The organism is Variovorax sp. Soil_C_39 (assembly GCF_057656815.1).
In genome coordinates this window covers 269,208-288,453 of record NZ_JBDGJQ010000001.1, presented here as the reverse complement: position 1 = coordinate 288,453, position 19,246 = coordinate 269,208, and the positions used below count along the sequence as shown (strand labels likewise).

At 70.0% G+C, this 19,246-nt stretch carries 18 protein-coding genes; 6 read left to right on the top strand and 12 right to left on the bottom strand.

The annotated features are described in order from the left end of the window. Positions 1-2: 2 nt before the first annotated feature. The 6 genes from AC3A6J_RS01390 to AC3A6J_RS01365 all read right to left on the bottom strand — a co-directional run bounded on the left by AC3A6J_RS01390 (position 3) and on the right by AC3A6J_RS01365 (position 5,866). Positions 3-611 (bottom strand): PadR family transcriptional regulator, encoded by a 609-nt coding sequence (locus tag AC3A6J_RS01390; RefSeq protein ID WP_487858102.1) that lies wholly within the window; start codon positions 609-611, stop codon positions 3-5. Positions 612-705: 94 nt separating this feature from the next. After that, positions 706-1,893, bottom strand: coding sequence for a PrsW family intramembrane metalloprotease (locus tag AC3A6J_RS01385; RefSeq protein WP_487858101.1), 1,188 nt, complete (start codon positions 1,891-1,893; stop codon positions 706-708). Beyond that, positions 1,890-2,450, bottom strand: coding sequence for a hypothetical protein (locus AC3A6J_RS01380; protein ID WP_487858100.1), 561 nt, complete (start codon positions 2,448-2,450; stop codon positions 1,890-1,892). The genes AC3A6J_RS01385 and AC3A6J_RS01380 overlap by 4 nt, the downstream gene beginning before the upstream one ends. 63 nt (positions 2,451-2,513) lie before the next feature. Continuing rightward, positions 2,514-3,830, bottom strand: coding sequence for a sulfatase family protein (locus tag AC3A6J_RS01375; RefSeq protein WP_487858099.1), 1,317 nt, complete (start codon positions 3,828-3,830; stop codon positions 2,514-2,516). Positions 3,831-3,849: 19 nt separating this feature from the next. Continuing rightward, positions 3,850-4,845, bottom strand: coding sequence for a Bug family tripartite tricarboxylate transporter substrate binding protein (locus tag AC3A6J_RS01370; RefSeq protein ID WP_487858098.1), 996 nt, complete (start codon positions 4,843-4,845; stop codon positions 3,850-3,852). 25 nt (positions 4,846-4,870) lie between these two features. Then, on the bottom strand, positions 4,871-5,866 hold the full coding sequence (locus AC3A6J_RS01365) for a Bug family tripartite tricarboxylate transporter substrate binding protein (protein ID WP_487858097.1): 996 nt from the start codon (positions 5,864-5,866) through the stop codon (positions 4,871-4,873). Between the two features lie 100 nt (positions 5,867-5,966). Here AC3A6J_RS01365 and AC3A6J_RS01360 point away from each other — a divergent pair, with 100 nt between their 5' ends. Next, positions 5,967-6,506 (top strand): MarR family winged helix-turn-helix transcriptional regulator, encoded by a 540-nt coding sequence (locus AC3A6J_RS01360; RefSeq protein ID WP_487858096.1) that lies wholly within the window; start codon positions 5,967-5,969, stop codon positions 6,504-6,506. Here the strand turns inward: AC3A6J_RS01360 and AC3A6J_RS01355 are convergent. Beyond that, a complete protein-coding gene (locus AC3A6J_RS01355; protein WP_487858095.1) occupies positions 6,478-7,500 on the bottom strand; it encodes a Bug family tripartite tricarboxylate transporter substrate binding protein in 1,023 nt (340 codons plus the stop codon). The genes AC3A6J_RS01360 and AC3A6J_RS01355 overlap by 29 nt on opposite strands. A 134-nt stretch (positions 7,501-7,634) precedes the next feature. On the opposite strand from AC3A6J_RS01355, the gene AC3A6J_RS01350 reads away from it, so the two are divergent. Together AC3A6J_RS01350 and AC3A6J_RS01345 are read left to right on the top strand one after the other, a co-directional pair. Continuing rightward, positions 7,635-8,582, top strand: a complete 948-nt coding sequence (locus tag AC3A6J_RS01350; RefSeq protein ID WP_487858094.1) for a LysR substrate-binding domain-containing protein — start codon at positions 7,635-7,637, stop codon at positions 8,580-8,582. Next, entirely contained in the window at positions 8,579-9,760 is a 1,182-nt protein-coding gene (locus AC3A6J_RS01345) for a DUF418 domain-containing protein (RefSeq protein ID WP_487858093.1), read from the top strand. The genes AC3A6J_RS01350 and AC3A6J_RS01345 overlap by 4 nt, the downstream gene beginning before the upstream one ends. Here the strand turns inward: AC3A6J_RS01345 and AC3A6J_RS01340 are convergent. Genes AC3A6J_RS01340 through AC3A6J_RS01330 form a run of 3 tightly spaced genes read right to left on the bottom strand, consistent with a single transcriptional unit; the run spans position 9,726 to position 14,103 of the window. After that, a complete protein-coding gene (locus AC3A6J_RS01340) occupies positions 9,726-10,805 on the bottom strand; it encodes a mechanosensitive ion channel family protein (protein WP_487858092.1) in 1,080 nt (359 codons plus the stop codon). The genes AC3A6J_RS01345 and AC3A6J_RS01340 overlap by 35 nt on opposite strands. After that, positions 10,802-13,048 (bottom strand): FUSC family protein, encoded by a 2,247-nt coding sequence (locus AC3A6J_RS01335; protein WP_487858091.1) that lies wholly within the window; start codon positions 13,046-13,048, stop codon positions 10,802-10,804. The genes AC3A6J_RS01340 and AC3A6J_RS01335 overlap by 4 nt, the downstream gene beginning before the upstream one ends. Further along, positions 13,048-14,103: an inositol monophosphatase family protein gene (locus AC3A6J_RS01330; RefSeq protein ID WP_487858090.1), complete on the bottom strand. Its 1,056-nt coding sequence runs from the start codon at positions 14,101-14,103 to the stop codon at positions 13,048-13,050. The genes AC3A6J_RS01335 and AC3A6J_RS01330 overlap by 1 nt, the downstream gene beginning before the upstream one ends. A gap of 118 nt (positions 14,104-14,221) precedes the next feature. Here AC3A6J_RS01330 and AC3A6J_RS01325 point away from each other — a divergent pair, with 118 nt between their 5' ends. Further along, the gene (locus AC3A6J_RS01325) at positions 14,222-14,974 is read left to right on the top strand and encodes an RNA methyltransferase (RefSeq protein ID WP_487858089.1); all 753 of its coding nucleotides are present in this window, start codon (positions 14,222-14,224) and stop codon (positions 14,972-14,974) included. After that, positions 14,931-15,785, top strand: a complete 855-nt coding sequence (gene cysE / locus AC3A6J_RS01320; RefSeq protein WP_487858620.1) for a serine O-acetyltransferase — start codon at positions 14,931-14,933, stop codon at positions 15,783-15,785. The genes AC3A6J_RS01325 and cysE overlap by 44 nt, the downstream gene beginning before the upstream one ends. A gap of 7 nt (positions 15,786-15,792) precedes the next feature. Here cysE and cadR read toward each other — a convergent pair whose 3' ends face one another. Further along, positions 15,793-16,263: a Cd(II)/Pb(II)-responsive transcriptional regulator gene (cadR, locus tag AC3A6J_RS01315; RefSeq protein ID WP_487858088.1), complete on the bottom strand. Its 471-nt coding sequence runs from the start codon at positions 16,261-16,263 to the stop codon at positions 15,793-15,795. A gap of 65 nt (positions 16,264-16,328) precedes the next feature. Here cadR and AC3A6J_RS01310 point away from each other — a divergent pair, with 65 nt between their 5' ends. Next, a complete protein-coding gene (locus AC3A6J_RS01310; protein WP_487858087.1) occupies positions 16,329-18,575 on the top strand; it encodes a heavy metal translocating P-type ATPase in 2,247 nt (748 codons plus the stop codon). A gap of 10 nt (positions 18,576-18,585) precedes the next feature. Here the strand turns inward: AC3A6J_RS01310 and AC3A6J_RS01305 are convergent, their stop codons facing one another. Next, a complete protein-coding gene (locus AC3A6J_RS01305) occupies positions 18,586-19,167 on the bottom strand; it encodes a carboxymuconolactone decarboxylase family protein (protein WP_487858086.1) in 582 nt (193 codons plus the stop codon). Between the last annotated feature and the right edge of the window lie 79 nt (positions 19,168-19,246).

The following is a 19,246-nucleotide window of genomic DNA, read 5'->3' as shown; positions in this document are numbered from 1 at the left end:
TGTCAGAGGCGTTCGATCTGTTGTGCGGCGTGGTCGAGCACAGCGGCGAAATCGTGGGCTTGTTGTTCTGTCAAGGGAGCGCCCGAGAGCCGCAGGCGCATGGCGAGCTTGAGGTTCTCGATGGCGCGCGCGACCTGCGGCGGGCGTTCGCTGCGCAGGCCCGCGGCGTCGACGCCATCCTTCATGCGCGCCATCATGGCGTCGGCCGTGTCGCGGTTGGCGGCCAGAAAGACCATGCCGCGCGCGGTGATGGTGTAGCGCTTGCGGTTGCTGGTGCCCTCGGCCGCCACCGTGAGGTAGCCCATCTCCTCGAGCATGGTGAGCGTGGGGTAGACCACGCCCGGGCTCGGCGCATAGCGCCCGCCGAGGCGGTCGCCGATGGCCTTGATGAGCTCGTAGCCATGCGAGGGCTTGTCGGAAATGAGCCGCAGCAGCACGAAGCGCAACCCGCCATGGTCGAAGACGCGTCCGCCGCCACGGCCGCCGCGGCCTGCGGAGGTGTCGTCTTCGGGCGCGGGCTTGGCGTCGCCGCCCGCGATGCCGTCGTCATGCTCGCTGCGCGACGCACGGCAGGCGTGGCGATGGTGAAAGCCGGAATCGCAATGGCGCATGGCGGTGTCCTTTTCGATGTATATCGAATTGATTTTAGATATATCTAAATAGGAGTCAAACCGATGCCGACAGAAGGCCTTGCAGCCGCAGGGGTCAGGCGGGCGGGACGGTCAGCGCATCGAGCGCGGCACGGGTCCGCCGTATCGCCATTTCATGCGGCAGCGTCTGCGGCCCGCGTCCATGGATGCCGGCCTTGCGGATCAGCCGCAGCTGCTCGCGCTGCAACCGGGTCTTCAAGCGCCTGGCGCGCCGTCCGAATCGCTTGCCGATGTCGCGCCGCACCTTGTAGCGCAGCAGCGGCGCGCCGATGCGCAGCCATTCGTCGTCGCGGATCAGCTCGCGCTCGGGCACGAACGAGGCCGCGAGCGCATGCAGGTAGGCCCCGTTCTCGCGCGCCGCCACGCGCCAGAACAGCGCGGCCGCGATCAGCGCGGGCACGCCCTTGACGGCGAGCAGGATCGCCATTTCACCGTAGCCGCCGTCGAACAGTTCTTCGAGCAGCGGCGAGTTCCAGGTGAAGTGCATGGCCCATGCGAGTGCGAAGCACAGCAGCGCGAAAGCCACGCGCGCCCCCATCGGCCGCTCGGGGTGCAACAGGAACCAGGCGACGCCGAAGGACGCGATCATGGTGTAGGCCGCGTGGCTCCACAACCCGCTCATCAGCCCGCGCGTGAGCAGGTTGAGCAGCACCGGGTAGACCTGGTTCTCGAGCGGGAAGTGGATTGCGGCATTGACCGTGTAGCTCAGGTTCTCGACCACCTGGAAGCCGAGCCCCGTCATCGCGCCGACGATCAGCACCGAGAGGTAGGTCTGGAACTGGTTGCGTGCCACCAGCACCAGCAGCACCACGCCCGCGAGCTTGAGGAACTCCTCGGTGATCGGCCCCGCGACCGCGGGCCCCCAGGCCGCGACAAACTCGGGCGACACCAGCTTGGCGCACAGGCTCTGGATCGCGATGTTGGCCGGTGCGGCGAAGTACACGGCGCCCATGCCGCCCCAGGCGAAAGCCAGCACGAAGGCCTCGGGTGGATGCTGCTCGAGCAGGTCGAGCGTGCGGAACGCGAGCACGAAGGCCAGGGTGTAGCCGGTCCACACCAGCAGGCCCAGCATGGCGGTGACCGGCACCACGCGCACGCCGATCGCGAACAGGTGGACGATGTAGAAAAGCCCGTTGACGATCAGCGCCGCGAGCAGCCAGAAGGCCGCTCGCCGCGGCTGGAAGAACGAGTCGGTGCCGATTGGCCAGAGGGCCTGGTCGCCGTCGACGCGCCCTGTGCTCACAGCGGGGCTTCCAGGTCCATGGATTCGAGCATCGCGCGGGCTTCGGGCAAGACCTCGTTGAGCCCGTCGGTGCTGCCGTAGAAGTCGATCTGCACGAGCGACTTGCGCCGCACGTCCACGACCTGCCAGAACCGGCCGGCCAGCTTCGGCCCGTAATAGGCGAAGGTCTTGCCCTGCAGTCCCCAGGTGGTGATGAAGTCGGACACGTCGCCGTCGAGCTGCAGGCCCTGTCCGCGCGCCATGAGCCGCTGCTGCCGCGTCAGCGGGCCGTCGCGCCCGCCCGCCCAGCGGCCCGCGGTCACGACGAACTTGTGGCCGCCCTTGAAGAGCATCAGGGACTGGCCCGCCTTCGAGCGCGCAACGTCCATCTCCCATCCCTCGGCGGGAACGAACCGCGCGGGGCCGACTTCCACCGTCTCGCCTTCGGGCAGGGGGCGGTTGCCCGGCGTGCGGCGGTCCCAGAGGACGACGCCGCCCACGTAGGCGGCAATGGCTAGCAGCACCGCGAGGGCGCCCGGCCAGGTGCGGTAGGGAACGCGGCGGGAAGGCTCGAGCATGCGTCGATCGTGCCATACGCGCATGGCACGAAGCGCTCGTTCGCTGGCGTCGACCCAGCGGCGCTAGCGCTGCGGCATGTCCTTGACGGAATACCCGAGGCTCACCGTCGCGTCCGCCGGGATCGGCGGCATCGTGGCGTTCCAGGCGAGCCAGTCCTCGCGCATCGCGGCCAGGCGCCCGGGCTCCTTCTTCGCGAGGTTCGCGCGCTCGCGCTCGTCGGCCGGGATGTTGAACAAATACTCGTTGCCGTCGACCTTGAGGTACTTCCAGTCGCCGTCGCGCAGCGCTTCCTGGCCGCGGTGGTTCATGCGCCAGTGCAGCGGCCGGCGGAAGCTGTGCGCGGCGTCTTTCAGCACCGGCATCAGCGACACGCCGTCGAGCGGGAACGCCGGGTCGGCCGCGGCGCCGGCCGCGTCGAGCATGGTGGCCGACCAGTCCATCGTCATGCACAGCTGGCGGCTCTCGCCGCCCTTGGCGATGACAGCGGGCCAGTGCGCGATCCAGGGCACGCGGATGCCGCCTTCGGTCAGGTCCATCTTGCCGCCGACCAGCGGCCAGTTGTCGGAGAAGCGCTCGCCGCCGTTGTCGCTCGTGAACACCACCAGCGTGTTGTCGGCGATGCCGTGCTTCTCGAGCGCGGCCATGATCCAGCCGATGCCCTCGTCCATGTGATGGATCATGCGGCGGTAGACGTGAATGTTGCCGCCGGCCAGATCGAACAGGTTGTCCTTCACGAGCGGTGCCTTGTCGGCGTCGTCGCGCGTTTCCCACGGCCAGTGCGGCGCGGTGTAGTGCAGGCTCAGGAAGAACGGGGCGTCCTGCGCCGCCATGCGCTCCACGTAGTCGACCGCGCGTTTCGAAAGCACGTCGGTGAGATAGCCCTCTTCGTTGCGCTCTTCCTCGCCGAACCACAGGTCGTGGCGGCCTGCGGAATCGCAGTGCGTGAAGTAGTCGACGCCGCCCGACATCGGGCCGAAGAACTCGTCGTAGCCCGAGCGCAGCGGGCCGAAACTCGGCGGATAGCCGAGGTGCCACTTGCCGATCAGCGCGGTGCTGTAGCCGCTCTTCTTCAGCAGCGAGGGCAGCGTGGGATGGTCGGTCGGCAGGCCGAGCGTGGTGCTGCCACGGCTCTTGCTGTTGATGGGCTCCTCGGCCGCGCCGCGCAGGCGGTACTGGTAGCGCGCGGTGATCATCGCGAAGCGCGTGGGCGAGCACACGGGCGAGTTCGAGTAGCCCTGCGTGAGCTTCAGCCCGTTGGCCGCGAGCCCGTCGAGCACGGGCGACACCGGGCCGAACGCGGCGTCGCGGCCGCCGTAGCAGCCGAGGTCCGCATAGCCGAGGTCGTCGGCGACGATGAAGATGATGTTGGGTCGGGTCATGTCACTTTCTTGCAATGGCTCAAGGCTGATAGCCGGATTTCTGTACCACTGGGGCCCATTGCGCGCGATAGGCTTTCAGCATCGCAACGGTCTGCGCCTGCGTGCTCACCACCGGCACCATGCTCGCGTCCTTGAACTTGCGCTGGGTGTCCGGGTCCTTCATGACCTCGTGGATGGCCGCGGCAAGGCGCTCGACCTTGTCCTTGGGCATGCTCGTGGGCGCGAAGAAGGTGTTCCAGCCGCTCGCGGCCAGGTCGAGGCCGGCTTCCTTGAAGGTGGGAATGTTCGGTGCGAACGGCGAACGCTCGCTGCCCGACAGCGCCAGGATGCGCAGCTTGCCGGCCTCGTGCTGCGGCAGCACCACGTCGGCGGTGTCGACCGCGATCGGGATCTGGCCGCCGAGCAGGTCGTTCAAGAGCGGCGCCGAGCCGCGGTAGCCGATCACCTGCGTCTGCACCTTGGCCTTCTCGCCCATCATGAGGCCGAAGAAGTGCGGCAGGCTGCCGGTGGCCGGCACGCCCACGTTGGCCTGCGAGGGGTTGGCGCGCATCCAGGCGAGCAGGTGGTTGAGCTCGCGCACGGGCAGCGTGGGCGACACCGACAGCGCGAAGTCGTAGGCGTTGACGTGCGACACGGGAACGAAGTCGCGCTCGGGGTCGTAGCCGCTGTCCTTGAACACCAGCGGCGCCACCACCATCACGGCGGGGTTGGCGAGCATCAGCACGTTCTGGTTGGCGGGCGTGGCCTTGACCTGCTGCGCGGCGAGCCGGCCGCCGGCGCCGGGCTTGTTGTCGACGATCACGGTCACGCCGAGCTTGGCGCCGAGCTTGTCGCCCACGATCCGCGCGACGCGGTCGGTGGCGCCGCCGGGCGCATAGCCCACGACGATGCGCAGCGGGGCGTCGGGCGCCTGCGCCGCCGCTGGCAACGCGGCCGCGGCAACGAGGCCGGCCGCGGCGAGCATGACCGCAAGGCGGCGGGTGAGGGGGTTGTTGTTTGTGCGTGTTGTCGTCATGGAATCCTCCTTGGTTATTTGTTGTCTAGTCTTGAGCCTGGAAATTGGCGGCCTTCATGATGCTCGCCCAGCGCACCGTGTCCTCGCGCATGGTCTTCAGCAGCGCCTCGGGGCCGTCGCCCACAGGGTACATGCCGTTCTGCAGCAGCAGCTGGCGGACCTCGCGCGAGTTGACGGCGCGGGTGAATTCGGCCCGCAGCCGGTCGACGGTCGCACTCGGCGTCTTCGCCGGCGCGTAGAAGGAGAACCAGGCGGTGGCCACCACGTCCTTGTAGCCGGCTTCCACGAAGCTCGGCAGGTCGGGCATGAGGGGCGAGCGCTTTTCGCCGCTCGTGGCCAGCACCTTCACGCGGCCGGTGGTCAGCATCTGCTGCGCGCCGCCGACAGTGTCGAAGTAGACCGGCACGGTGCCGCCCATCACGTCCTGGCGCGCGGGCGTGGAGCCGCGGTAGGGCACGTGCACCATCTTCAGGCCGGCTGCGCGGTTGAGCATCTCGCCCAGGAAGTGCGAGGGCGTGCCCGCGCCATAGGACGCGAAGCTCACCTTGTCGCCCTGCGCGCGGGCCCAGGCGATGAACTCGGCCAGCGTGTTCGCGGGCACGTCCTTGTGCACCACCAATGCCACCTCGAAGCGCGCCGCCAGGACGATCGGCACGAAGTCCTTGATCGGGTCGTACGAGAGGCTGCGGTAGGCACTCGGGTACATGGTCATCATGCTCGCGGTGCCGAGCAGCAGGGTGTGGCCGTCGGGGGCCGCGGTCTTGACGGCCTCGACCGCGATGCGGCCCGCCGCGCCGGAGCGGTTGTCGACGAGAAGCGGCCCGAGCGAGTCGCGCACCTGCTGCGCGATTGCGCGCGTCAGCACGTCCTGCGTGCCGCCGGCGGGCACGCCGATCAGCACCTTGATAGGCTGGCCCGGCGTGAAGGCCTGGCCGCGCGCGAGCGATGGCGCGAGTGCGACGCTGCCCAGGGCAGCAAAGGCGGCGAGGGCCTGGCGTCGGTCGATGGCGGGGCGTGTCATGTGGGGGTGTCTCCGGGTTCTCGTGTGGTGGCGACGACTGTAGAGACGCTACAGTCGATTGATCTAATCAACCATCCTCCGGGCTAACCCCGAATTCCCGATGACCGCCTCGCCGCGCCGCCCGCTCGACGACCTGCTGCTGTACCGGCTGACGCGGCTGTTGTCGGTGGCGGGCAGCATGGTGATCCGGCTTTGCGAGGGGCGTTTCGGCATCACGCGGCGCGAGTGGCGACTCATCGCCACGCTCGCGAGCCGCGGCGAACTGAGCTCCTCGGAACTCGCCGAACATGCGCAGCTCGACCGGGCGCGCACCTCGAAGGCGGTCGGCTCGCTGGTGATCAAGCAGCTGGTCTCGCGGGCCACGCGCGCGGGCGACCGGCGGCAGGTGCGGCTCTGCCTCACCGAGGCAGGGCAGGCGCTGTACGAAGCGCTGTTCCCGCTCGTCACGCGCATCAATGCCGACCTGATGGGCGCGCTCGACGCCGACGATGCGCAGCGCTTCGATGCCTCGCTGCAGAAGCTGCAGGCCCGGGCCGAACGCATGGTCGAAGAGGCCGTGCTGCCCAAGGCCGACCGGGGCCGCCGCGGCGCTGCTGCGGGCGCCGGCGCGCTCAATCCACCTTCATCCCGGTCGCCTTGACGATGCGCCCGTATCGCGCGTGGTTCGCGGCGAGGCGATCGGAGGCCGCGGCTCCGCTTTCGCCGAGCGGCACCATGTCGAGCGTTGCCAACCGGGCCTTGACCTCGGGCTGCGCGAGCGCCTTGGCGAGCGCCTTCTGCAGCGTCTGCATCACGGGCGCGGGCGTGGCGGCGGGCACCATCGCGAGGTAGAGCACCTCGAACTCCATGTCCTTCAGTCCCAGCTCGCCCACGGCAGGCACCTGGGGCAGCAGCGGCGAGCGCTGGCGGCCGGTCACGGCCAGTGCGCGGAGCTTGCCCGCCTGCACCTGCGGCAGCAGGCCCGGCGTGGCGAGGATGCCGGCCTGCACCTCGCCGGCCATCAGCGCCAGCACCGCGGGCGCGTTGCCCTTGTAGGGCACGTGCGTGATCTTCGCGCCGGTGGCACCGGCAAAGATCTCGGCCGCGATGTGGCCCGGGCTGCCGTTGCCGGCCGAGCTGAAGGTGGCGGGCTCGGTCTTCGCCCGCGCGACGAACTCGGGCAGCGTCTTCGCCTTCACCCCCTGCGACACGCCGAAGCTCAGGCCCGACGAGCTGAAGATCATCAGCGGCTTCAGGTCCTTGGGCGCGAAGGGCATCGATGCATAGAGGTGCGGATTGATCGTGAACGTGCTGTCGATGCTCAGCAGCAGTGTGTAGCCGTCGGCCGCGCTCTTCGCCACCACGTCGGCCCCGATGTTGCCGCCCGCGCCGGGGCGGTTGTCGACCACGAAGGGCTGCTGGAGGTCTTTCTGCAGCACGTCGCCGAGCGCGCGGCCGAGGATGTCGAGCGGTCCGCCGGCAGGGAAGTTGGTGACGAACTTCACCGGCTTGGCGGGATAGGCCGCGTCGGCCTGCGCGGCGGTGGTGGTGGCGAGGGCGCCGAGGCCCAGCACGGCGCAGGCGGCAGCCAGCGCCACGCGGCGGCGCGCGCGGCCTGCGCTTGCGTCTGCGATCTTCGAAAAGCGGGTTGTCATGCTTCGGTCCTTGTCTCCGTATCGGTCCACTTTAGGAGCGTGCCGGTGCACGCACAACTGAAAGCTATTCCGCCAGCTATTCCTGTTGGTTATATTTGGAGTTGCCCGTTTTCCTTTGAGGAGGCATGCCAGCCATGAACTTTGCGCGCCTGAAGCTGCGCCATCTGCAGTGCCTCGTGATGGTGGCGCAGGAGCGCAACCTCGTGCGCGCGGCGCGCGCGCTGTCGCTCACCCAGCCCGCGGTGTCGAAGACCATCGCCGAACTCGAGGAGATCGTCGGGCGCAGGCTGCTCGTGCGCCGGCGCCGCGGCGTCGAGCTCACGCCCGCGGCGGAGGTGCTGGTGCGGCATGGCGTGGCGGCCCTGCGCAGCCTGCGCGAGGGCCTGGGCCTGGCGATGGACCAGCCCGAGGGCGACCAGGTGCAGGTGGCGGTGGGCGCGCTGCCCAACATGGCCGGTAGCCTGTTGCCCGAGGCCGTGGCGGCGCTGCAGGCCGCGCACCCCGCGCTGCACGTGCGGGTGGCGAGCGGTACCAATGCGCAGCTCATGACCCAATTGCGCCAGGGCGAGATCGACATGGTGCTTGGGCGGCTCGCGCAGGCATCGTCGATGGCCGACCTCGCCTTCGAGCAGCTCTATGCCGAGCCGCTGCTGATGGTGGCTCGGCCCGGCCACCCGCTGGCCGCGCGCAGGCATCCGCTGCTCGATGCGCTGGCGAACCATCCGCTGGTGCTGCCGGTGCAGGGCACGTTGATCCGGCATACCGCCGATGCCTTCCTGATTGCAGCGGGCATGGCGCTGCCGAAGCAGGTGGTCGAGGCCACGGACACCAGCTTCGTGGTCGGGCTGCTGCTGCGCAGCGATGCGGTGTGGTTTGCGCCGCAGGGAGCCGTCGAAGGCTTTCTCGCGCGGCGCGACCTGGCGCGGCTGGCCTACGACACGGCTGGCACCGAGGGGCCGGTGGGCATCACGGTGCGCCGCAACGCCGAACCGGGCGAAGGCGCGCGGCTGCTGCTCGACGCGATCGCGCACATCGTGCGGTCGCGCGCCGGGCGAACGGCGCCGGCAGAAAGCGGCGCATGACGACCAGCGAAGACCGCCAGGCCACCGTCGATGCGCTGCGCGGCTTTGCGCTGCTCGGCATCGTCGTGGTCAACATCGCGACCTTCTCCTCGGCCCATTACGGCGCGGGGCTGCCCGATCCGCTCGCGAGCTCCTTCGCCGACCGCTGCGCGGTGCTGGTGAGGACCTTCGCGTTCGAAGCCAAGTTCTACCTGCTGTTCTCGTTCCTGTTCGGCTACAGCTTCACGCTGCAGATGCAGGCGGCCGAACGCGCCGGCGCATCGTTCGCCGCGCGCATGGCGCGGCGGCTAGCCATGCTGTGGCTGCTCGGCGTGCTGCATGCGGTGCTGCTCTACCAGGGCGACATCCTCGCCACCTATGCCGTGATCGGGGCGGTGCTGCTGATGCTGCGGCGGCGCAGCGATGCCTTTTTGCTGCGCGGCGCGTGTCTGCTGGTGCTCGCCACGGCGTCGCTCTGGGCCGGCTTCAGCCTGCTGCTGTCGCATTCGCTGGGCGGCGCGATGCTCGACCTGCGCGGTGCCCATGCGCAGGCGGCCGCGGCGCTCTCGGCCTACCGCGGCACGCCTGCGACGGTGGTGGCGCAGCACCTGCGCGACCTGGGGCAGATCTGGTGGATCACGGTGCTGGTGCAGGCGCCGACCGCGCTGGCGATGTTCTTCGTCGGCTGCGTGGCCGGCCGGCGGCGGCTGCTGGCCGACCCCGCCGCGCATGCGGCGCTGTGGCGGCGCGTGTGCGCCTGGGGCTTGGCGGTGGGCCTGCCCGGGGCGGCTTTCTACACGGTGTTCACGCTGCGCGAGGAAGACGCGGTGCGCAGCTTCCAGGGGCTCGCGGCCACGCTGCTCACTGCGCCATTCCTGAGCGCGGGCTACGCGGCCGGGCTGGTGCTGCTGTTCGGCACGCAGCGCGGGCGCGTGCTCGAAGCCTGGTTCGCGCCCGCGGGCCGCATGGCGCTGTCGAACTACCTGCTGCAGTCGCTGGTGTGCGCCTGGATCTTCCTGGCCTACGGGCTGCGCTGGATCGGCACGACCGGGCCGCTCGCTGCAATGGCAATCGCGTTCGCGATCTTCGCCTGCCAGTTGCCGCTCAGCCGCTGGTGGATGCGCCGCTTTGCGTACGGCCCGTTCGAGTGGCTGCTGCGCGCGGTCACGAACCTGCAGCTTCCGCCGCTGCGCCGCTAGCCTTGCCGCCGCCGTCGTCGAAGCGCATCTTGGGCAGAAACTGCGGGTACTCGCGCTGCACGAAGTCGATCAGCCCCTCGCGCACGGTGCAGCGCAGGTCGAAGGCGAGGCCCGAGGTGGCAGCGGTGCAGAGCACGCGGACCTGCATCGTGCGCTCGGTGGTGTCGGTGACGCGCAGATTGAAGAAGCGGCCGTCCCATTCCGGCGCGGCCTTCACGATGCGCTCGGCCTCTTCGCGCAGCGGCGCTAGCGGCATGCCGTAGTCGAGGTGGACGAAGACCGAGCCGAGCAGTTGCGCCGAATGGCGCGTCCAGTTCTGGAACGGCTTCTCGATGAAGTAGGTGAGCGGCAGGATCAGCCGCCGGTCGTCCCAGATCTTGAGCACCACGAAGGTGCCGGTGATCTCCTCGACACGGCCCCATTCGCCTTCGACCACCAGCACGTCGTCGATGCGGATCGGCTGTGCGAGCGCGATCTGCAGGCCCGCGATCAGGTTGCTGAACACCGGCTTGGCCGCCAGGCCGGCCACGATGCCGATCACGCCGGCCGACGCCAGCAGGCTCGCGCCGACCTGGCGCGCGCCCGGAAAGGTCATGAGCATCATCGCGGCGCCGGCCACCAGCACGATGCTGATGGCGGTGCGCGAGAGCACGCGCGTCTGCGTAAGCACGCGGCGCGCCTGCAGGTTGTCGGCCACGTCGTACGGGTTCTTCGCGAGCACGCCGTCGGCGAAGCCGCTGATTGCTCGCACCGCGAGCCAGGTGACGGCGGCGATCAGCAGCAGGCCGCTGAAGTGGCGCACCGTGCCGATGAAGCGCAGGTCGTCCGGGGCGGCCTGAAACACGAGCTGCAAGGCGATCAGCGGCAGCACCAGGCGCGCCGGCGCGTGGCAGCTGAGCACCATTGAATGCACCGTGGGCGCCGGGCGGGTGATGCGCCTGAGGACCATGCCGCCGATGCGGTGGATCAGGAGAGCGAGCGGGACGGCAATGAAAACGGCAATCCAGGTGCCGAGCCAGGGGTGGTCGAGGATCTCTTGGGTCATCGGGCGGGTGGCGTCTTTGGGTCTGTTGTCTCGTTCAGGTGTTGAAGAATGCGCGCCGCGTCGTCGCGCAGCTGCGTCGCGAGTGCCGTGGCCAGGTCGAGCCGGCGCAGCAGCCAGGGGCTGATGTCGTTCTCGAACGGATCGGGCAGGGGGGGGATCGGGCCGCCGACGGCCGTGGAGCCTGGGCTCTCCGGCTGGGCCGGCCCGGTCTTGGGCAGGGTCCCGATGGCGGCGGCGATGCGTTCGGCGGTTCGGCTGATCGGCCCTTCGATCTCGTTCGGCGTGAGCCGGTCGCGCCGCAGCACGAGCATCGACTTGACCGCGCTGAGTTGCGCGAGCAGCTGGTAGCTGTGCGCTTGCAGGTGCTCGAGCGGCTCGACCGGCGGCTGCACCGCGCGCGGCTCGGACAGCGAGCGTTGCGTGGCCTGCACCAGCGCCGAGAGGCTGTCGAAGGCCTCGCGGCGCGCGAGCCGCCATTCGAGTTCGGGGCTGCTGTCGATCGCCTGCAGCTGCCCCAGGCCGAGCGCCAGCCGGGCATGGCGCGCCTGCGCGGTGAGCACCCGTGCCACCAGCGCCGGGATCTGCCCGCGCTCCCACGAGGGCAGCACATAGCAGAAGCCCCAGGCCAGCGCGGCGCCGATCAGGGTGTCGGCGATGCGTTCGAACAGCGCGAAGATCGGCGCGGTGCCGGTGTTGAGCATGTGCGCCTGCACCAGGCCGAGCACCGTGGCGGCCACCGCGGTGATCAGGTAGCGCCGCACCGCGAAGCTGTGCGCGATCGCCTGAGAGACCGTGACGATGACCAGCAGCGCGAGCGGCGATGGATGCGCCGCCAAGAGCACGACCGCGAGCACGCTGCCCAGCAGCGTGCCGGCGACCCGGCTGTTGCGCCGCTCCAGCGTCTGCGACAGGCTGCCGCGCAGCACCACGACGATGGTCAGCAGGATCCAGTAGTCGTGCGATACCCAGGGCAGCGAGACCGCGATGATGTAGCCGGCTGCGATGGCGAGCGCGGCGCGGATCGCATGCCGCAGCGGCGGCGCGTCCCAACGCCAGAGCGCGAGGAACGGCAGGATCGACCAGTCGGTCGGGCTCACGAACAGCTGCCAGTTGGCCCGCACCACCGCCAGGTCGGGCTCGGCATCGCCGCGCGCCATGGCCGACAGGCGCAGCACTTCGTCGTTGATGTGGCCGATGCGGCTCGCGAGGCCGCGCGCGAGCATGGCGGCATTCGGCCCGGGCAGGCCGTGGCCGGGCGCGTGGTCCTCGCCCGGCAGGTGGATCGCCGCGAGCCGCGGCCGGCGGTCGGACAGCGCCTCGGGCTGGCGGCCCAGCAGCAGTGCGTCGCCGAGCGCCGCGGTGTCGTCGGCGAGCCCTTCGAGCACGCGCCGCATCTCGATGAGTGCCTCGGCATGGTCGGGGTGGCTCTTGAGCGCATCGAGGTCGAGCTCGCTCGCGAGCAGCTGGTCGCGCATCTCGAGCACGATCACCAGCATCGAGGCCAGCCGCTGGCGCCGCGGCGTTCGCGGCGACTCGAGCACGATGTCGCGCGTGGCCTGCAGCTGGTCGGCCAGCGCCGCCTGTTCGCGCAGCAGCCGCCCCAGCAGCGGCGCGGGGGTGTCGCGCACGTCACGGGTGTCGTCGCGCGGCATGAACTGGCTGGCTTCGGTGCGCATCAGCGCGGCCAGCGAATACAGCACGTCCGAGATCGACTGGACCCGAAAGCGCCAGTTCAGCGCCTGGTTGGCGAGCGTGGCCCAGACCACGTAGAGCGCGGCACCGAGGCCGAAGTGCCAGGTGCGCTCGAGCGCCTCGGCCATGCCGCTCGGTGCGGGCGTGGCCATCGAGAAGACCATCGAGAACATCACCGCGATCGCGATCGGGATGCCCCGCTTGCCCCAGGCCATGGCCAGGAAGGCGACGAAGGTGGCGGGCACGAGCACCAGCCCGAGGCGGATCGGCGCGGCGTGCAGCAGCTGCACCAGAAAGAACAGCGGCAGCCCGAGCAGCGGTGCCGGCAGCATCTGGAAGAACTTGCCGCGGCGCGGGCCGGGCAGGTCAGGCGGCGCGGTGACGATCACGCCGACCGCGGCGGTCGAGGCCGCGACGGCACCCAGCCAGAGATGCACGCCGCCCGAGATCAGCAGCAGGCCGACAGCGACGGTGAGCCCGCTCGCGACGTACTGGCCCAGCGCGGTGCGCAGCGCCTCGCGCGCCTGGGTCGCGGCGGCCGGCCCCGCCATCACTGCGCGGGTGCGTCGCCTTCGGCGGCGGGCGCCTCGCGCTTGACGCGGGTGAGCTTGCGGGGCGCCGCCGGCGCGGCGGGCGCCGCTGCCGCGGGGACTTCGCCGTCCTCGAGGGGGGCGGCGGTCTCGTCGGTGACGGTGCTGCGGGCGTAGAGGTAGGCCGAGGTATCGTCGGGGCGCGTGCGGGTCGAAGCCGAGACCGCGCGCACGCGGTCGCTCGCGCGCAGCTTGTCGTCCACGCTCGCGAACTTCGAGTACTTGGCGAGCAACGGCACCAGTTGGCCGTAGATGCGCGGCGCGCCGGCCAGGCATTCGCGCTGCTCGAGGAAGTCGGGCTCGCCCGTGAAGTTGCCGATCAGGCCGCCGGCCTCGGTGACCAGCAGCGAGCCCGCGGCCACGTCCCAGGGGTTGAGCCCGGTCTCGAAGAAGCCGTCGGTGAAGCCCGCGGCCACGTAGGCCAGGTCGAGCGCCGCGGCGCCCGGGCGGCGCAGGCCCGCCATGCGCGGCATCATGTCGGCCATGATCGCGAGGTACTGCTTGAAGTTGTCGCCGCTGCGGAACGGAAAACCGGTGGAGACCAGGCACTCGCTGAGCTTGGTGCGCTTGGACACGCGGATGCGGCGCTCGTTCATGTAGGCGCCGCGGCCCTTGGTGGCGGTGAACAGGTCATTGCGGCTCGGGTCGTAGATGACCGCCTGCTCGATCTTGCCGCGCACCGACAGCGCGATCGAGACGCAGTAGACCGGGAAGCCGTGGATGAAGTTGGTGGTGCCGTCGAGCGGATCGATGATCCAGACGAACTCGGAATCCTTGGCACCGTGTTCGGTGCCCGATTCCTCGGCCAGGATGCCGTGCCCCGGGTACGCGCCAAGCAGCGTTTCGATGATGACCTGCTCGCTGGCGTGGTCGACTTCGGTGACGAAGTCGTTGACCTGCTTCTGCGAGATGCGCACGGCCTCGACGTCGAGGGCGGCTCGGTTGATGATCGCGCCGGCGGCGCGTGCGGCCTTGACGGCCACATTGAGCATGGGATGCAGGTTGGGGGACGACATTGGATTGTGGAAGAACGGCGTAAGGAGCGGCAGGTGCCCCGGTGGGCGGCCCGGCGATGCGGGCGGCGAGAATCGGGGATTTTACCGGCTCCGCCATTTTCGTGCCCCTTCGACCGCCATGCGCACCCGCTTCATCCTGATCCAGACCAGCCATGCCGGCAACGTGGGCGCCGCCGCGCGCGCCATGAAGACCATGGGTTTCGACGACCTCGTGCTGGTGGCGCCGCGCTGGCCCAACGTGCTGCGCCGCGAGGAAACTATCCAGCGCGCGAGCGGCGCGCTCGACGTGCTGGCCAACGCCCGCATCGTCGAAACGCTCGACGAGGCGCTCGACGGCATCACCCACCTGTGCGCCACCGCCATGGTGCCGCGCGACTTCGGCCCGCCCACCCGCACGCCGCGCGAACACCTGGCGCCACTCGCGGCCGAGGGCGACCCGCACGTCGCCTTCCTGTTCGGCTCCGAGCGTTTCGGCATGCGGAACGAAGACGTCTACCGCTGCCATGTGGCGCTGACCATCCCGACCGATCCGAAGTTCGGCTCCCTGAACCTCGGCGCTGCGATCCAGGTGATCGCCTACGAATGGCGGCTCGCGCTGGGCGGCTACGCGGTGCGCGACGCCACCGCGCCCGTGCAGGCGGCCGATGCGAAGGCCGTGGCCGGCATGCTCGAACACTGGGAGCGCTCGCTGGTGGCCGTCGGCTTTCTCGACCCCGAGGCGCCGAAGAAGCTCATGGCGCGGCTGCAACAGCTCTTCAACCGGGCCCAGCCCACGCCCGAGGAGATCCACATCCTGCGCGGCATCGCCAAGGCCATGGCGGACGCGGCTGTCAAAACCCCATCGGCCGTGCGCGAAGAACCCCGGCCTTAGACTGCCCGGCCCTATCGATATAACGACAACAAAGGCAGCGATGTTCTCTCGGTTGCGCGCCGACATCCGGTGCATTCTCGAACGCGACCCCGCCGCGCGCAGCGCCTGGGAAGTGATCACGGTCTACCCGGGATTCCACGCCGTGGTGCTGCACCGCTGGGCGCACGCCTGCTGGACCCATGGCTTCAAGTGGCCCGCACGCTTCATCGCCCATGTCGCGCGCTGGCTCACCGGCATCGAGATCCACCCCGCGGCCAAGATCGGCGAGCGGGTCTTCTTCGACCATGCGATGGGCGTGGTGGTGGGCGAGACCGCCGAGATCGGCGACGGCTGCACCATCTACCAGGGTGTGACGCTGGGCGGCACCTCGCTCTACAAGGGCACCAAGCGGCATCCCACGCTCGGGCGCAATGTGGTCGTGAGCGCGGGCGCCAAGGTGCTCGGCGGTTTCGAGGTGGGCGACGGCGCCAAGATCGGCAGCAATGCGGTGGTCATCAAGCCGGTGCCCGCGGGCGCAACGGCGGTGGGCATTCCGGCGCGGATCATTCCATCGAAGGCCGGCGAGAGCGCCGACGTGGCCGCGCCGCAGAAGTTCTCGGCCTACGGCATCACGCAGGAAGACGATCCGCTGAGCCAGGCGATGCGCGGCCTGATCGACAACGCCGCGGGCCAGGAACACCAGATCGCGCTGCTGTGGCAGGCGATCGAGAAGCTGTCGGCCCAGCCCGGCAACAAGGATTGCGTACCCGGCGATGCGCAGCGGAACGAGAGCTTCCAGGCCGAGAAGCTGACGCAGTTGATCGGGAAGTAGGGCCGGCTCAGGCGGGCCGCTTCGGTCCCGCGTGCAAGGCGCCATGCACATGGCCCGCATGCTGGCCGAAGGGCTCGGACGCCAGCGCAGCGGTGTCCAGCTCGTGCAGGATGCCGCAGTGCAGGGCCGATTCGGCACCGCCGCATTGCTCGCGCAGCGCCTTCAGCTGCTTCTCGAGCGTCTTGAGCTCTGCGATGCGCGCGGCCACATGGCCGATGTGGTCGTCGAGCAGCTGGTTGACCTCGCCGCAGTCTTCGCCGGGCGCATCGCGAAAGCGCAGCAGCACGCGGATCTCGTCGAGCGTCATGTCGAGCGAGCGGCAGCGCCGGATGAAACCCAGGCGCTGCGCATGCGCGTCGTCGTAGATGCGGTAGTTGCCGTCGGTGCGGGCCGGCGCGGGCAGCAGTTGCTCGCGCTCGTAGTAGCGAATGGTTTCGACCGGCGTCTTGGCGGCGCGGGCCAGTTCTCCGATTTTCATGGGCTTCGAAGGGAATCAGCAGGGGTGTTTGACTCTACACCTGCTTCAGGGTTTCCAATGAGGCCATGACGAATTCCAACACCCTGAACCCGCCTGAAACCACGTCGTGCTGCGGCAGCGGCTGCGGCGCGGAAGCCATTGCAGCGCCCGACGTGGCGGCGGCAGCGCTGCCTGCTGGCGCACGGCTATTTCGCATACCGACCATGGATTGCGCTGTGGAGGAGTCCGAGATCCGCCGCGCGCTCGAGCCCGTGGCGGGCGTTTCGGGCCTGCGCTTCCGGCTCGGCGAGCGCACCATGGCGATCACGGCCGAGGGCGCCGCGCTGTCCGAGGCGCTCGCGGCCATCCGCAAGGCCGGGTTCAAGCCCGAGGCGCTCGAAATCCCCGCGGCCGGCAGCAGTTCGGCACCGGTCGCGCCGGCGAGCGCCACCGGTTTCGCCAGCGCCGGCTTGTGGCGCTTGGTGGCCGCGCTGGCGCTGGCCATCGCGGCCGAGACGGTGGCGTTCTTCGCGCCGGAGGGCGCAGGAACCACCGCGGTGGAGATGGGCCTGGCGCTCGCAGCCATCGCGCTCGCGGGCCTCGACACCTACAAGAAGGGCTTTGCCGCGCTCGTGCACGGGCGCCTGAACATCAACGCATTGATGGCCGTGGCGGTCACGGGTGCCTTTCTGATCGGCCAGTGGCCCGAAGCGGCGATGGTGATGGCGCTCTATGCGATCGCCGAACTGATCGAGGCGCGCGCGGTCGACCGCGCGCGCAACGCGATCCAGGGGCTGCTCGCGCTCGCGCCCGAGATGGCGGAGGTCCGGCAAGCCGATGGCGCCTGGAAGACGCACAAGGCCGACACGGTGGCGCTCGACGCGGTCGTGCGCATCCGGCCCGGCGAACGCGTGCCGCTCGACGGCGTGGTCACCGAGGGCACGAGCGCGATCGACCAGGCACCGGTCACCGGCGAAAGCATCCCCGTGGACAAGACGGTGGGCGACCCGGTGTTCGCGGGCACCATCAACCACACGGCGGCGCTTGAATTCCGAGTGACGGCAGTGGCGGCCAACACCACGCTCGCGCGAATCATCCATGCCGTCGAGGAAGCGCAGGCCACGCGCGCCCCGACCCAGCGCTTCGTCGACCGCTTCGCGGCCGTCTACACGCCGGCGGTGTTCGTGGCGGCCATCGCCGTGGCGGTGCTCACGCCCTGGCTCATGGACTGGACCTGGCTCGAGGCTCTCTACAAGGCGCTGGTGCTGCTGGTGATCGCATGCCCCTGCGCGCTCGTGATCTCCACGCCGGTCACCGTGGTGAGCGCGCTGGCCTCGGCGGCGCGGCGCGGCATCCTGATCAAGGGCGGCACCTACCTCGAAGAGGCGCGCAAGCTCAAGGCGGTGGCGCTCGACAAGACCGGCACCTTGACCGAAGGCAAGCCGAAGCTGGTCGCGTCGCGCCTGCTCGGGTCCGCGGCGGACGAAGAGGCGGTGCTGGCCATTGCCGCCGGCCTCGCGGGCCGATCGGACCACCCCGTGTCGAAGGCCATTGCCGCGGGCCTGGCGCAGGCGCCGCAGCCGGTCGGCGACTTCAAGGCCCTGCCTGGGCGCGGCGTGCAGGCCACGCACGAAGGCCGCACCTATGTGCTCGGGAACCACCGGCTGATCGAGGAGCAGAGGCTGTGCAGCCCCGCGCTCGAGGCCGAATTGAAGACGCACGAGGAAGCCGGGCGCACCGTCACGCTGCTGGCCTCGGGCGAGGCCGTGCTGGCGCTGTTCGCGGTGGCCGACACCATCAAGCCCTCATCGAAGCAGGCCTTGGCCGAACTGCGCGCGCTCGGCGTGACCCCGGTGATGCTGACCGGCGACAACGCCGCCACCGCGCGGGCCATCGGCGACCAGGCGGGCATCGACGACGTGCGCGGCAACCTGCTGCCCGACGAGAAGCGCGAAGCGGTCAAGGCGCTGCAGCAGCGCTACGGCATGGCTGGCATGGCGGGCGACGGCATCAACGATGCGCCCGCGCTCGCGCAGGCCGACATCGGCTTCGCCATGGGCGGCGCCGGCACCGACACGGCGATGGAAGCTGCCGACGTGGTCATCATGAACGACGACCTGCGGCGCCTGCCCGAGACCATCCGCCTCTCGCGTCGCGCGCATTCGGTGCTGTGGCAGAACATCACGCTGGCGCTGGGCATCAAGGGCGTCTTCTTCGTGCTCGCGGTGTTCGGCAGCGCGACCATGTGGATGGCGGTGTTCGCCGACATGGGCGCCAGCCTGCTCGTGGTGGCCAACGGGCTGCGCCTGATGCGCGCGCCGAAGGGCGGCTGAGCCCGTTCGTTCACCAGCGCACCCCCCAGGTCTCGAGCGGCACGCGCGCGGCGTTGCAGACGTAGCTCACGGTGCGGTACCAGCCTGCGAGCACCAGCAGTTCGATCAATTGCGGGGCGCTCCAGTGCGCGCCGAGCGCCTCCCACAGCGCGTCGTCCACGCTGGAGGTATCGTGCAGCTGGTCGACCATCGACACCAGCAGCCGGTCGCGCGGGGCGAGCTGCTGCAGGTCGCTGGCCGGCGAAGCGATCGCCTGCCGCTCGGCCGCGCTGAAACCCGCCGCATCGCCGAAGGCCGCAATGTGCACGCCCCATTCGTATTCGGCACCGCAGCGGGCGCAGGCGCGTGTGATCACCACTTCGCGCTCGCGCAGGCCGATCGCGGCCCCGCGGCCGAGCAGGTGGCGCCCGAGCCCCAGCATGCGCTCGGCGAGTTCCGGGTGGACCGCCAGCACGCGGAATAGCGCAAGAATCTCGGACCGGCCCGGCGGGTTCATGCGCGCGAGCAGGTCGGCAATGGGCGCGGGGTAGGGCGGCGCGAGCGGGGGGATGCGCGGCGGCAGGGGCGCGCTCGTGGCAGGGGGCATCGTCATCGCGGGTTCCTTTCCATAGAATGCGAATCGATCGCTACGGAATGCGTAGCGAAAAGCCAGTTTATCGCTACGCATTCCG